At 74.1% G+C, this 14,381-nt stretch carries 5 protein-coding genes; all 5 read left to right on the top strand.

Going from position 1 to position 14,381, the window contains the following annotated elements; translation table 11 throughout:
* The first annotated feature begins 45 nt into the window (after positions 1-45).
* The 5 genes from ABZ532_RS09260 to ABZ532_RS09280 all read left to right on the top strand — a co-directional run bounded on the left by ABZ532_RS09260 (position 46) and on the right by ABZ532_RS09280 (position 14,060).
* Positions 46-4,815 carry an amino acid adenylation domain-containing protein gene (locus tag ABZ532_RS09260; RefSeq protein WP_361280652.1) on the top strand — a complete coding sequence of 1,590 codons (4,770 nt, stop codon included), beginning with the start codon at positions 46-48 and terminating at the stop codon, positions 4,813-4,815.
* A 64-nt stretch (positions 4,816-4,879) separates the two neighbouring features.
* Positions 4,880-9,451: an amino acid adenylation domain-containing protein gene (locus tag ABZ532_RS09265; protein ID WP_361280653.1), complete on the top strand. Its 4,572-nt coding sequence runs from the start codon at positions 4,880-4,882 to the stop codon at positions 9,449-9,451.
* Positions 9,452-10,198: 747 nt separating this feature from the next.
* Positions 10,199-12,046, top strand: coding sequence for a non-ribosomal peptide synthetase (locus tag ABZ532_RS09270; RefSeq protein WP_361280654.1), 1,848 nt, complete (start codon positions 10,199-10,201; stop codon positions 12,044-12,046).
* Positions 12,043-12,870, top strand: coding sequence for a thioesterase domain-containing protein (locus ABZ532_RS09275; protein WP_361280656.1), 828 nt, complete (start codon positions 12,043-12,045; stop codon positions 12,868-12,870). The genes ABZ532_RS09270 and ABZ532_RS09275 overlap by 4 nt, the downstream gene beginning before the upstream one ends.
* Positions 12,870-14,060 carry a cytochrome P450 gene (locus tag ABZ532_RS09280; RefSeq protein ID WP_361280658.1) on the top strand — a complete coding sequence of 397 codons (1,191 nt, stop codon included), beginning with the start codon at positions 12,870-12,872 and terminating at the stop codon, positions 14,058-14,060. The genes ABZ532_RS09275 and ABZ532_RS09280 overlap by 1 nt, the downstream gene beginning before the upstream one ends.
* The last annotated feature ends 321 nt before the right edge of the window (positions 14,061-14,381 follow it).

Consider the following 14,381-nt stretch of genomic DNA (forward strand, 5'->3'; position numbering starts at 1 on the left):
TCGTCGAGACCACTACCCGCAGCGTCGTTAATTCATCGGGGTTGGATGATGGAATCTCGCGGTTTCCCGTTCATATCAGTCGCACGCCGGTTTCCGGACCGCACCGCACTACGGCTCGGCGTCCGGTCCGTCACCTACCGGGAGCTGGACGAGCTGAGCGGTGCCCTAGCCGCCCGGATCACCCCCGGGCGTACGGTGGCCGTCACCGGCCGGGACCGGCTCGACCATGTGGTCGGCCTGCTCGCCGCCCTCCGGGCCGGCGCCACCTACCTGCCGCTGGACCGGGAGGCGCCCGAGGAGCGCAACCGCTGGATCCGTGAGGACGCCGGAGCCACCCTCGCCTGCATCGACGGCGAGCTCGTCGGGGCCGACGGGCCCGGACCGGACCTCGCCGGATCCGGGAGCGAGCCGCGCCGGGACCGCCACGGCCCCGAGTCCGCCGCGGGCTACCTCATCTACACCTCCGGGACCACCGGTCGCCCCAAGGGCGTTCATGTCCCGCTTGCCACGCTGGCCGGTCACCTGGCCGCAGCCGTCGAGCGCTTCGGCCTGACCGAGGACGACGTGGTGCTGCACTTCGCCCGACCGACCGTGGACGTGGCCGTCGAGCAGGTGCTCACCGCGCTCTCGGCCGGTGCCTGCATCCTCGTGCCCGAGCAGCAGTTGCTCGCCCCTGCCGCCCTGCTGGAGCTGCTGGACGCCGAGGGCGTCACCGTGGCCAACCTCGCCGCCGGGTACTTCCAGGAAGTGGTGGCCGCGCTGCGCGAGGACGGCCGCCCGCCGCGCACCCTCCGTCTGATGATCTCCGGCAGCGACCGGCTCTACCCGGACGCCGCAGCCGGCTGGTGCGCCGCCACCGGTGTGCCGCTGCTCAATGCCTACGGGCCCACCGAGACCGTGGTCACCGCCACCGTCCACGAGCTGGCGGGACCGGCCGCGGGGGAGGGCGACACGGTCCCGATCGGCCGCCCGCTCGGCGACCGCCGTGCGTACGTGCTGGACGACCGGCTGCGGCCGGTGGCGCCCGGCACGGCCGGCGAGCTGTACATCGGTGGTCCGCTGCTGGCCTCCGGCTACCACGGCCGCCCTGGACTGACAGGCGGCCGGTTCGTCGCGGACCCCTTCGCACCGGAGCCGGGCGCTCGGATGTACCGAACCGGTGACGTGGTCCGGCAGTCCGGCACGCATGCCGTGCTGGAGTTCGTCGGCCGAGCGGACCACCAGGTGAAGATCCGCGGCTTCCGGGTCGAGCCCGGCGAGATCGAGCAGGTGCTGGTCGGCCACCCGGGCGTCGCCGGGGCGGTCGTGGCGGCGCACGAGGGCCGGCTCGCCGCCTACGTGACCGGTACCGTCCCCGACACCGGCGAACTGCGCGCCTACCTGGCCGAGCGGCTCCCCGAGCACATGGTCCCGGCGACCGTCACCCCGCTGGCCGCCTTCCCGCTGACCGCCGGCGGCAAGGTGGACCGGGCGGCGCTGCCCGAGCCCCAGCCCGCGCCTGCCGCACCGGTCGCCGCCCGCCGCCCGCCGCGCACCCCCGCCGAGCAGCTGATCGCCGCCGTCTGGGCGGACGTGCTCGGGGTTCCCGAGGTCGGCGCCGATGACAACTTCTTCCACCTGGGCGGGGATTCGCTCACCGCCGTCCGCGTGGTCGGCCGGGTCTTCGACGTCTTCGGCATGATCTCCCCCTACACCATCTTCGACGCACCGACCCTCGCCGAATTCGCCGCCGCGGTCACCGCGGCCTCGGACGGAGGCGAGCGCCCGGCGCTGAACCGGACCGGTGCCACCGAGGCGCCGCTCGCGAACTTCCAGCGCGGGCTCTGGTTCCTGGACCAGTGGAACCCGGGCGCGCCGACCTACACCGTGCCCTGGGTGTTCCGCTTCGCCGGGCCGGTCGACCCGGAGCTGCTCCGCCGGGCCCTGTCCGGAGTGGTCGGCCGGCACGAAGCGCTGCGCACCACATTCGTACTGGGCGAGGACGGCCCCCGGCAGGTGGTCCACCCCGCGCCCGGAGTGACGGGGGATGCCCCCTCCGTGGCGCTGCCGTTCACCGTCACGGAGACCACCGCCGACGCTCTTGACGATCTGATCGCCGAGGCCGCGCTGGTGCCCTTCGACCTGGAGACCGGTCCGCTCGTGCGCGCCCATCTCTACCGCACCGGCGAGACGTCCACCCTGCTCCTGCTCTGCCACCACATCGTCTGGGACGAGGGATCGCTCCCCGTCCTGGAGGCCGAACTGGCCGCCCTGTACGAGTCCCTCGCCACCGGCCGTCCCGCCGATCTTCCCGAACTCCCGGTCCAGTACGCCGACTACAGCACCTGGCAGCGCAAGGACGGCACCGCCGAGCGGCAACTCGACTACTGGCGCGAGCACCTGCGTGACACACCCACTGAGCCCCCGCTCCCCACCGACCGCCCACGCCCCGAACAACAGTCCTTCCGCGGCGCGTTCCACCGCTTCACGATGCCCCGCCCGGTCGCCGAATCGGTCCGGGCACTGGCCCGCAGCGAGGACGCGACGCCGTTCATGGTGCTGCTGGCCGGGCTCGCGCTCACCCTGCACCGGCGGACCGGCCGGCGCGACCTGGTGCTCGGCTCCCCGGTGAGCGTGCGCGGCCGCGCCGAACTCGACGCTCTGATCGGCTACTTCGTCAACCTGCTGCCGCTGCGTGTGCGACTCGACGAGGGGATGGACTTCCGCGAGCTGGTCCGGCACGTCCGTGAAGTGGCGATCGGCGGCTACCGCCACCAGGAGGCGCCGTTCGACGCCATCGCGGGCGCCGTCATGGAGGAGCGGCCCGACGACCGCACCGAGGACCGCAACCCGCTCTGCCAGGTGCTGCTGGAACTGCACCCGCTGGACACCCGACCGCTGACCATCGGAGGCACCGAGGTCACCCGCGAGCTGCACTCCAACCCGGTCTCCCGCTTCGACCTGTCGATCTCCGTCGACGATCGGGGCACCGACTTCACCGGCCGCTTCGAGTACGACTCCGACCTGTTCGATCCCGCCACCATGGCCGGCCTGTGCGAGGCCTGGCTCGGCACTCTCGCCGCCGCCCTCGAGGTGCCCGTGCACACCCTGTTCGAGGACAGGGCCGCGCGGGATCCGCACGCCCTCGCCCTGGTCTCCGGTGAGGACCGCCTCGACTACGGCGCCCTGAACGAGCGGGCCAACCGTCTCGCCCACCACCTCGGCGGTCTGGGCATCGGCCGCGGCGACACCGTCGCGGTCCTGGTCGAGCGCGGACCGGACCTGGTGGTCGCCCTGCTCGCCGCGCTGAAGGCCGGCGCCGCCTACACCCTGCTCGACCCGGACTTCCCGGCCGGGCGGCTGTCCGGCGCGGTAGCCGACAGCGGTGCCGCGCTGCTGGTCACCCACCGCGGCGCGAGCCCGCCGTTCCCGGTCGCCCGCCACCTCGACCTGGACGCCGCGGCCGCTGCCGTGGCCGCCTGCCCCGGCCACGATCCGGGTCCGGCGGTGACCGGTACCGATCTCGCCTGCGTGATGTTCACCTCCGGCTCCACCGGTCGCCCCAAGGGCGTCGCCGTCCCGCACCGGGCCCTCACCAGCACGTACCTCGGCCAGGACTACGCCCGCTTCGGTCCCGACGAGATCTGGCTCCAGTGCTCCCCGGTCTCCTGGGACGCCTTCGCACTGGAGCTGTACGGCGCGCTGGCCTTCGGCGGGGTGTGCGTGCTCCAGCCCGGCCAGCGGCCCGACCCGGGGGCCGTCGCCGAACTCACCCGACGGCACGGCGTCACCCAGCTCCAGCTGTCCGCCAGCCTGTTCAACTTCCTTCTGGAGGAGTTCCCGGAGACCTACGACGACCTCAGGGTGGCCTTCACCGCGGGGGAGCGGGCCTCCGTCACCCATGTCGGCAAAGCGCTCGAACAGTGGCCGGACCTGGTCGTCGCCAACGGCTACGGACCGGTCGAGAGCCTCGGCCTCACCACCTGTCACCGCGCAACCCGGGAGGACGCCGCCGGCGCCTCCATCCCGATCGGCCACCCGCTGCACGGCAAGGCGATCCACGTCCTCGACGCGCAGCTGCGTCCCGTCCCGGACGGCGTCACCGGTGAGCTGTACGCGGCCGGCGCCGGGCTCGCTCTCGGCTACGTCGGCCGGCCCGGGCTGACCGCCGAGCGGTTCGTCGCCTCCCCGTTCGGCATGCCCGGCGAGCGGCTCTACCGCACCGGCGACCTCGGCCACCGGACGGCGGAGGGGGTACTGGAGATCACCGGCCGGATCGACGACCAGGTGAAGCTGCGCGGCTTCCGGGTCGAGCCCGGGGAGATCGAAGACGCGCTCACCCGCCACCCGTTCGTGCGGGAGGCCGTCGTCACCATCCATGAGCACGCCCCGGGCGACCGTCGGCTGGCCGCGTACGTCACCGTCGCCGCCGGTGCCCCGGCGCCCGGCCCGGACGTGCTCCTCGACCACCTGGCAAAGCTCCTGCCCGAGCACATGGTGCCCGTCACCTGTGACGTGCTGGACACACTGCCGCTCAACGCCAACGGCAAGGCCGACCGGCGGGCCCTGCCCGCACCGGTCGGGCGCCCCCAGGCCGCCCCGGCCGACCCGTTGACCCCGGACCAGCGGCTGGTGGCCGATGCCGTCCGCGTCGTCCTGAAGCTGGCCGACGACCTCGGTCCGGATGCCGACTTCTTCCGGATCGGGGGCGACTCGCTGGCCGCCGTGCGGGTCGCCATGCGGCTTTCCCAGCAGACCGGCAACCGGGTCCCGCCGCAGGCGGTGTTCCGCGGCCGGACGGTCAGCGCCATCGCCGAGCGGCTGGTCTCGCGATGACGCGACACCAGTGCCGTCCCGCCCAGCCCATCAGCCCACCCGCCCGACCGAAGGGAACGAGGCCGTGAGCCCGTCCGCCGACCTGTCCGCCGCGCGGACGACCTTCCCGTCCGCCGACCTGTCCCCCGCACCGTCGACTTCACCGTCCGCCGACCTGCTCGCCGTACCTCCGACGGCTGCCCCGGCGGCAGTGCCGCCCGCGGACCTGGTCCGCACCGCGCCGGTCTCGGGCCTCCAGCGCGGCCTCTGGTTCCTCGACCGGTGGAACCCGCGGGCCGCCACCTACACCACCCCCTGGACGTACGACGTCACCGGCCCGCTCGACCTCGCCGTGCTCCAGCGGGCGCTGGACGGCGTGGCCGCCCGGCACGAGGCGCTGCGCACCACCTTCGCCCTGCGTCCCGACGGCCCGCACCAGTGCGTCCACCGCTCCCTCGCCATGCCACTCGCCGTCACCGACCTCCGCCGGCTGCCCGCACACCAACGTGTCGGCCGAGCCGAGCAGTTGATCGCCGAGCGTGCCTCCGAGCCGTTCGACCTGACCGCGGGACCCTTGCTGCGCGCCGAGGCGTTCCGGCTCGCCGATGACCGCACCACGCTCCTGTTCGTGGTCCACCACATCGTCTGGGACGGCTGGTCGGCCGAGCTCTTCGATCGGGAGCTCGCCGAGCTCTACTCGGCGTTGAGCGAGAACCGGGCACCCGTACTGCCGGCGCTCGCCGCCCAGTACGCCGACTGGGCGGAGGAGGAGCAGTACGCCTCCTACGAGGAGCATCTCGCCCACTGGAAGCAGAGTCTCGACGGTGCCCCCACCCTGCTGGAGCTGCCCGGCGACCGGCCGCGGCCCGCCGAGTGCAGTCAGCTCGGCGCCACCGAGCCGTTCGACCTCGCCCCCGGCACCGCGGCCCGGGTGCGGGCGCTCGCCGAACAGGAGGGTGTCACCCCGTTCACCGTTCAGCTCGCCGCATTCGCTCTGTTGATGGGCCGCTGGACCGGTGCCGACGACCTGCTCGTCGGAACCCCGGTCACCACCCGCGACCGTCCCGAACTCGGCGACCTGATCGGCTACTTCGTCAACCTGCTGCCGATTCGCGTCCGGCTCGCCCCTGACGCCACCTTCCGCGGGCTGCTCGCGGACATCCAGGACGGCGCCTTCGACGCCCTCAGCTACCTCGATGTCCCCTTCGACCAGCTGGTCGACATGCTCGGCGCCCCCCGCACCCCGCAGCACCCGCCCCTGGTCCAGGTGGTGTTCGGAGCCCACGCCGAGGACCGGGCGCCGTCCGCGCTCGGCGCCGCCACCGCCGAGCGCACCGTCCGCTCCAACGGCACCAGCAAGTTCGACCTCACCTGGTCCGTCTTCGAGGGCACCGGTGGTGGCGAACTGCGCGGCGAAGCCGAGTACAGCAGCGACCTCTTCGACGCCGACACCGTGCGCCGGCTCGCCGCCGACTACGCCGGCCTGCTGGACGCCGCCCTCGCCGACCCCGGCGCCACCGTGCTCCGGCTCACCTCCGCCGGGCGGCCGCACCGCCCTGCCCGGCTCGGCCCGGGCCACTGCCTGCACCACCTCTTCGAGCGCGCCGTCGACGCGTACGGAGACCGGCCCGCCGTCAGCGACCAGGACGGCACCCTCAGCTACGCCGAACTCGACCGCCGCGCCAACCGGCTCGCTCACGCCCTGCTCGCCCGCGGGGTGCGCCCCGGCGACCGGGTAGGCCTGCTGCTGGAACGCACAGCCGCCGTACCGGTCGCGATCCTGGCCGTGCTGAAGGCCGGCGCCGCCTACGTGCCGGTCGACCTCGCCGCCCCGGCCGGCCGGGCAGCCCTGGTCTTCGAGGACACCGCCGTCACTCTGGTCATCACCGACCGGCCCGACCGCACCCCCGACGGCCCCTGGGCGACCCTCGACCTCGCCGCCCGGGCCGAGGAGATCGCCGCCCACCCGGCGGTCCGGCCCTCCCTCGCCGGCCGCCCCGGAGACATCGCCTACCTCATCTTCACCTCCGGTTCCACCGGCCGTCCCAAGGGTGTCGCCGTCGCTCACGAGCACGTCAGCCGCCTCCTCGACTCCGGCCGGGATCACTTCGGCTTCGGCCCGCACACGGTCTGGACGCTGTTCCACAGCTACGCCTTCGACTGGACGGTCTGGGAGCTCTGGGGCGCCCTGCTGCACGGCGCCCGCCTGGTCGTCGTCCCCCACCTCACCAGCCGCTCGCCCGAGGAGTTCGCCGGTCTGCTCGACGAGGAACGGGTCACCCATCTCTGCCTCACGCCCTCGGCGCTGCGTCAGCTCGAACCGGCGCTGCGCAGCCGCCCACGGGCCCTGCCCGCGCTGCGGTGGATCATGCTCGGGGGCGAGGCGCTCGATCCGGGCGTGGTCCAGCGCTGGCACGACCTCGACCCGCTGCCGCCCGCCCGACTCTGCAACCTCTACGGCATCACCGAGACCACCGTCCACGTCACCACCCACGACGTCGCCGAGGGCGGCGCGGGCTTCGAGCGCAGCCTGGTCGGCGAACCCATGCCGCACCTCACCGCGCTCGTCCTGGACGACTGGCTGCGCCCCTGCCCGCCCGGTGTCCCCGGCGAGCTGTACATCGGCGGAGGCAGCCTGGCGCACGGCTACTGGGGCCGCCCCGGCCTGACCGCGGGCCGCTTCGTCGCCGACCCGTACGGTCCGCCCGGCGCCCGGCTCTACCGGACCGGTGACCTCGCGAGGCGGCTGCCGGAGGGCGGGCTCGAGTACGTCGGCCGGGCGGACTTCCAGGTGAAGCTGCGCGGATTCCGGATCGAACTCGGCGAGATCGAGAACGCCGTCGCCGCTCACCCCGAGGTGGACGCCTGCGTGGTCACCGTGCACGACGACCGGCTCGCCGCGTATGTCACCGGGTGCTCACCGGACGGGCCCGGGGACCTGCGCGACTTCCTCGGCCGCACGCTGCCCGAGTACATGATCCCGGCGAGCGCCACCGTGCTGGACGCGCTGCCGCTCACTGTCAACGGCAAGGTCGACCGGGCCGCGCTGCCCGCCCCCGACCGGGCCGCGCCCACTCCCGCCGGCCGGCACGTCGAGCCGCGGACACCGGAGGAGGAGCTGTTCGCGGGGGTCTGGACCGAGGTGCTCGGGGTCGGTGGGATCGGCGTCCACGACGACTTCTTCCACCTCGGCGGGGACTCGATCCGCGCCGTCCAACTGGCCGGAGCCCTGCACGACCGGGGCTGGCAGGTCACCCTGCGGGACGTCTTCAACGCGCCGACGGTCGCCGAACTGCTTCCGCTGGCCTGCCCGGTGGCCGACGACCCCGCCGCGGACCGGCCGTTCGCGCTGATCGCCGGTGAGGACCGGGCCGAGCTGCCGCCCGGGATCGTCGACGCCTACCCGATGGTCTCGATGCAGCTCTCGATGGTCTTCCACATGGAGGTCGCCGGCGGCACCGACAGCTACCACAACGTCAACTCCTACCGGATCACCGGCGCCCTGGACGAGACAGCGCTGCGCCGCTCGGTCGACGAGGCGATGGCCCGGCACGCCGTACTGCGCACCGGCCTCGACCTCTCCGACTACGGCGAACCCCTCCAGCTGGTGCACGGCACGCTGCCCGTACCCGTAGAGTTCGCGGACCTGCGCGAGGCGACGGAGGAAGAGCAGGACGAGCGGATACGCGGCGTCTTCGACGCCCATCGGGACCAGCCCTTCGACCTCGCCGAACCGCCGCTCTTCCGGATCACCGTCCAGCGGCTCGCAGGCGACGCCTTCCAGCTCACCGTCTCCGAGCACCACGCCATCCTCGACGGCTGGAGCTTCACCTCGCTCCTCACCGAGATCCTCGAACGGCACACCGAGCTCGCCGCCGATCCGGCCTCCGCGCCCGTCCCGCCGCCGCGCACCGCCTTCCGGGACTTCGTAGCCGTTGAACGCGCGGCCGCCGCCGACCAGGAGTCCCTGGCGTACTGGCACCGGCGGCTCGACGGCGCCACCGGCCAGCTCTGGCCCGGCAGCGAGGAAGCCCACGAGCTGCCCCGCACGGTGGAGCGCGTGCTCCCCGACGCCCCCGGGCAACTGCGCGCGGTCGCCGACGCGCTCGCCGTCCCGGTCAAGTCGGTTGCGCTCGCCGCCCATCTGCACGCCCTTGCCCGAATCACCGGCCGCCACAGGGTCACCACCGGGCTGGCGATGAACGGCCGACTGGAACGGCTCGGCGGTACCGAGGTGTACGGACTGTTCCTCAACACCGTCCCGCTGGTCGCCGAGCCGGACGAGGACCTGGCCGCCCTGGTGCGGCACGTGCACCGGGAGGAGCTGGACATGATGCCGCACCGCCGGGTGCCGTTCGCCCGGCTGGCCCGGATGATGGCCGACACCGCGCTCGACAGTCAGTTCGGCTACCTGCGGTTCCACGCGCTGGGCCGGCTCAGCGCGGCCCGGATCGAGGACAGCCGGATCGGCTGCGAGCCCACCCTGCGGCACGAGCCCAACAGCTTCGCCTTCGGCGCCTCGCTGATCCAGGACCCGGTCTCGCACCGTGTGCTGCTCGCCGTCGACCATCAGCGCGCGGTGGTGGACGACGCCACGGCTGAGGAGTTCATCGACGTCTACGCGGAGGCGCTGGCGCGACTGGCCGCCGAGCTCTGACGCGCCACCGTGCGCGTGGCTCCGGCCACGTGCCGCCGGTGTGCGTACGGCAGGGCCGGCAGGGCTGGTGCCGCGTACGGCCGGACCGCGCTGCCGGTCACCTGCGGCCGGACCAGAACGGCAGCCGGACCAGTCCGCCGGGCCTTCACCGCCGGTCGCGTCCTGCCGGTGACGCGTCGGCAGCGCCGTGCGGCGGGTCACGTACCGACGGCCGTGCAGCGGCCCGACAGCTGCCGGCCACGTACGGCCGGCGCCACGTCGGGCGGGGCCACATTCGGACCAGCGCCGCCGGCCGCGTGCTGCCGGTGCCGGCACCGGCACCGGTGCCGCGCCGCCGGGTAGTCGCGCGACGCCGGTGACGCGTCGTCAGCAGCCGGCCGGGCACATGCCCCTGCCGCGCAGGGCAGGTCCAGCGCGGTCGGCCGCGCGAGCCCGACGACGTACGGACAGGCCCGCACGGTCGCTCAGGTGCTCCCGGTGCCGGGTCGGCAGCGTCGCGCTGCCGGGCATGTGCCCCGGTCCTGTACGCCGGACCGCTGCCGGCCGCGTACGGCCGGTGCCGGATGTGGCCGGACCAGCACTGCCGCTCAGCACCGCCCGCCGGTTCTGCCCGACCGACACCCTCACCCGACGCGGGCCGTGGGCCGCGTCCGGGTGGTGGGCCGGGACGGTTCCGCCCGCCGCTCCGACGCGGCACCCCTCCATCGTGATCCACCCACCTCATCGACCACCGAGGAGCGCACTCGCATGACCACCTTCGCCGAACCGTCCATCACTGCCGCCGCACTCGACCCCACCCCGGCCCCCGCTGCCGACCTGCTGTCCCGTCTGCGCGCCGCCGTCGCCGCCCACCCCGGGCGGTCCGCCGTGCACGCCGTCGACGGCAGCCTCGACTTCGCCGCCCTCGACCGCCGCACCGCAGCCCTCGCCCGCGCCCTTCGGGCGCACGGCGTCCGGCGCGGTGACCGGGTCGGCGTCCACCTCGCCCGCACCGCCGACCTGCCGGTCGCGCTGCTCGCCGCCTGGCGGTCCGGCGCCGCGTACGTCCCGCTCGACCCGGCGTACCCGGCCGAGCGGATCGCCTTCATGGCCGCCGACGCCCGCCTCGCGGCCGTCGTCAGCGCCGACACCGCGCCGCCGGTCCCGGCCGGCGTACCGGTGCTCCGCCCGGACGCCCTCGCCCCTGCCGACCCGGACACCGACGACCCGGCGACCGAGTTCACCCCGCACCCGCTCGACTCCGCCTATGTCATCTACACCTCCGGCTCGACCGGACGCCCCAAGGGCGTGGAGGTCCCGCACGGCGCCGTCGCCGACCTCGCCGCCGCCCTGGAGCGCAGCGGCGCCTACCGCCCGGAGCCCGGCGTCGTCGCCTGGAACGCCAGCGTCTCCTTCGACGCGTCCGTCCAGCAGTGGATCCGCATCTGCCGGGGAGACACCCTGGTGGTGATCGACGACGCCCGCCGAGCCGAACCGGCGCGCCTCGCGCAGCTGCTCGCCGAACACGGCGTCACCGACCTCGACCTGACCCCCTCGCACTGGCAGCTGCTCCGCGAGCCGCTGGCCGGCGCCCGCGTCCCGCGGCTTTTCATGGGCGGTGAGCCCGTGCCTGCCGGGACCTGGCGCGAACTGGCCGACGGCGGCATCGACGCGCTCAATCTGTACGGGCCCACCGAGTGCACCGTCGACGCGATCACCACCCCCGTCACCGGCGCCGGACCGCACCTGGGCGAGCCGCTGCCCGGCGTGCGCGCCTACCTGCTGGACGGCCGGCTCGCCCCTGTGACGGACTCCGACGCGGTCGGTGAGCTGTACCTGGCCGGGCCGGGCCTGGCGCATGGCTACCCGGGCCACCCGGGGCTGACCGCGGGCCGGTTCGTCGCGGACCCGTTCGCGAGGCAACCCGGCGCCCGGATGTATCGCACCGGCGACCAGGCCCGCCGCTCCGCCGAAGGCCTCCTGGAGTACGTCGGCCGGGTGGACCGCCAGGTCAAGCTGCGCGGCTTCCGGATCGAGCTGGGCGAGGTCGAGCACGCGTTGGGCGCCCTCTCCGGAGTGACCTCCGCCGCGGTCACCGTGCACGAGGCCGCGCCCGGTGACCACCGGCTGGCCGGCTACGTCACCGGCGCGGCCGTCCGCCCCACCGACCTGCTGGCCGAGCTGCGCCGCAGCATGCCCGCCCACCTGGTCCCGTCCACCGTGACCGTGCTGGGCGCCCTGCCCCTCACCCCGAACGGCAAGGTCGACCACGAGGCCCTGCCGGCCCCGGCGGGGGATGCCGCCGGGCCCGAGGCGGCCGGCGAGGCGCACGCGGCAGGGGGAGTGGAGGAGCAGGTCGCGGAGGTCTGGCGCATGGTGCTCGGTGTGCCCGCCGTCGAGCCGACCGACGACTTCCTCTCCCTCGGCGGCCATTCACTCGCCGCCCTGCGCGTCGTCCACCTGCTGCGCCGCAGGCTCAATGTCGAGCTCCAGCTCCGCCATCTGCTGGACGCCGCCGATCTGGCGGGGTTCACCGCCGCCGTCCGCAGCGCAGCCGAGGCCGGGCCCGCGGCCGCCCGCCCCAGCCTCACCGCCCGTCGCGAGGCCGTCCGATGACAACCCTGACCACCACGCCCCGCGGTCCCGCAGCGCGGGCCGCCCGCCCCCGGGCCGAGGGCGACTGGCTGCTCGTCCCCGCGCCCCAACCCCACCGCCCTGTCCGGCTGTTCTGCTTCCCGCACGCCGGCGGCGACGCCACCGCCTACACCCCGCTGGCCCGCGCCTTGGCCCCCGTCGCCGAGGTCTGGGCACTGCGCCCGCCGGCCAGGGGCGGCCGCAGCCGCCACCCGATGCCGCCGGACTTCGACGCCCTGGTGGCGGCCGTCACCGATGCGCTGACCCCGCACCTGACCGGCGGAGACGGCGGCCGGTTCGGCTTCTACGGACAGAGCTTCGGCGCTCTGCTCGCGTACGAGGTCGCCCGGGCACTGCCCGCCGACCGCCGTCCCGAGCTGGTGGTGACGGTGGGGGCGCCGTCCCCGGCCGAGTGGGCCGACCGCGAGACCAGGGACCTGGACCCGACCGAACTCCTCAGGCTCACCGGGCTGGAGGAGCTGGTCCGGGCGGATCCGGACCTGGTCGAGCTGGCTCTGGGAGCCATCCGCACCGACCTTGCCGTCAGCGCCACCTACCGCCACCGTCCGCACGCCCCGATCGGTTTCGCGCTCCACGCACTGGCCGGGGCCGACGACCCGATGCTCGCCACCACCGGCCTCACCGGGTGGGCCGCCCACACCCGCGGAACCTTCACCCACCGCGTTGTCCCCGGCGGGCACCTGCTCGCCACCGTCGACCGGCCCGGCCCGGTCGACCTCCTGGCCTCTCTACTGGCGGACCGTCACGCATCCGCCCCGTCAACCACCGCGCTCAGGGAGCTGTGATGCCGACCACCACCACGACAGCCGTCGACCTCACCGACCCCGGCCTCTGGGCCCGGCCCGACACCCCGGAGCTGGTTGCCGAACTGCGCCGCGAGGCCCCCGTGCACCTCACCGACACCGTCGACGACGGCCCCGTCTGGTCGGTCCTCACCTACCGGGAGTCGGCGGACGTGCTGCGCAACGCGGCCGTGTTCAGCTCGGAGTCCGGTTCGCTGCTCGGCTCGGGGGAGGGCAAGGTGCCGGTCGGATCCGGCCGGATGATGGCCCTCACCGACCCGCCCCGTCACCGCGAACTGCGGGCCCCCGCGAACCCCTTCTTCTCCAAGGGCGGGGTACGCGGCGCCGCCCGCTCGATCGCCGAACGGGCCGGCGAGCTCTTCGACCGGGCGGTCGAACAAGGCGAGGCGGACCTCGTCGACGTGGTCTCCGCACTGCCGCTCGCGGTCATGTGCGACCTGCTGGACGTCCCCGAGCAGGACCGCGACATGATGGTCCGGGTCTGCGACGTGGCCTTCCTCGGCCGCACACCGGAGGAACGGCGAGCCGGACACCAGCAGTTGATCCCCTACCTGCTGCATCAGGTGATGCTGCGCCGCTCCGATCCGCGCGACGACCTGATCTCCATGATGGCCACGTACAAGGTCGGCGGGCGACTGCTGCCGGTCGAGGACGTGGTGCTCAACCTGGACAACATCGTGGTGGGCGGCGTCCAGACCGTCCGCCACACGGCCGCCATGGGATTGCACACCCTGGTCCAACGTCCGGACCTCTGGCGGAAGTTGCAGCAGGGCGAGGTGTCCATGGACTCCGCCGTCGACGAGCTGCTGCGCTGGACCTCGGTGGGCCTGCACACCCTGCGCACCGCCACCCGGGACATCGAGCTGGGCGGGCGGCAGATCCGCCGAGGCGACCGGGTCGCGGTCTGGGTGTGGTCCGCCGACCGTGATCCGGAGGCCTTCGACCAGCCCGAGGAGATCCGGCTCGACCGCTCGCCCAACAAGCACCTCGCGCTCGGTCTGGGCGCCCACTACTGCATCGGTGCCCCGCTGGCCAAGGCGGAGCTGAGCGCGCTGTACGCGGCCGCACTCGAGAAGGCGGCCCTGATCGAGCCGACCGGGCCGGTCCGGTACAACCGCTCGATCATCAACTTCGGCCTGGACCACTTCCCGGTCCGTCTCACCCCGCGATGACCCATCCGCTCACCTCACCTCAAGGCACGCCAAACGGCCCATTGCGCGACGGCATCCCGGCGGATCGGACAACACACCGGATGAGGCCGGTCGGCATGGCTTGTCGGACTCCACCCGGCCGGCAGCAGGAACCGCCATCGTGAATCGGCACCCGGCCCGCGCGCCGGAACGGCTGCCACAGCGACCGGGGTAACGCCGATCAGGGGAAGACGCTCGAAGAGCGCTCCACAGGTGGACGGACCGCTTGGCCGACCGCTCCGCGCACCGCTGGGGAGGTCGTGTCACAGGTGGCAGTCCCGTGCCGTCGCGACTGCCGCCGCG

Source organism: Streptomyces sp. NPDC019396 (genome assembly GCF_040632375.1).
GTDB lineage: Bacteria > Actinomycetota > Actinomycetes > Streptomycetales > Streptomycetaceae > Streptomyces.

Excerpts from the sequence above, each read along its gene's own strand:
- ABZ532_RS09260 (WP_361280652.1), top strand. The coding sequence starts at position 46 with ATGATGGAATCTCGCGGTTTCCCGTTCATATCAGTCGCACGCCGGTTT.
- ABZ532_RS09270 (WP_361280654.1), top strand. The coding sequence starts at position 10,199 with ATGACCACCTTCGCCGAACCGTCCATCACTGCCGCCGCACTCGACCCC.
- ABZ532_RS09275 (WP_361280656.1), top strand. The coding sequence starts at position 12,043 with ATGACAACCCTGACCACCACGCCCCGCGGTCCCGCAGCGCGGGCCGCC.
- ABZ532_RS09280 (WP_361280658.1), top strand. The coding sequence starts at position 12,870 with ATGCCGACCACCACCACGACAGCCGTCGACCTCACCGACCCCGGCCTC.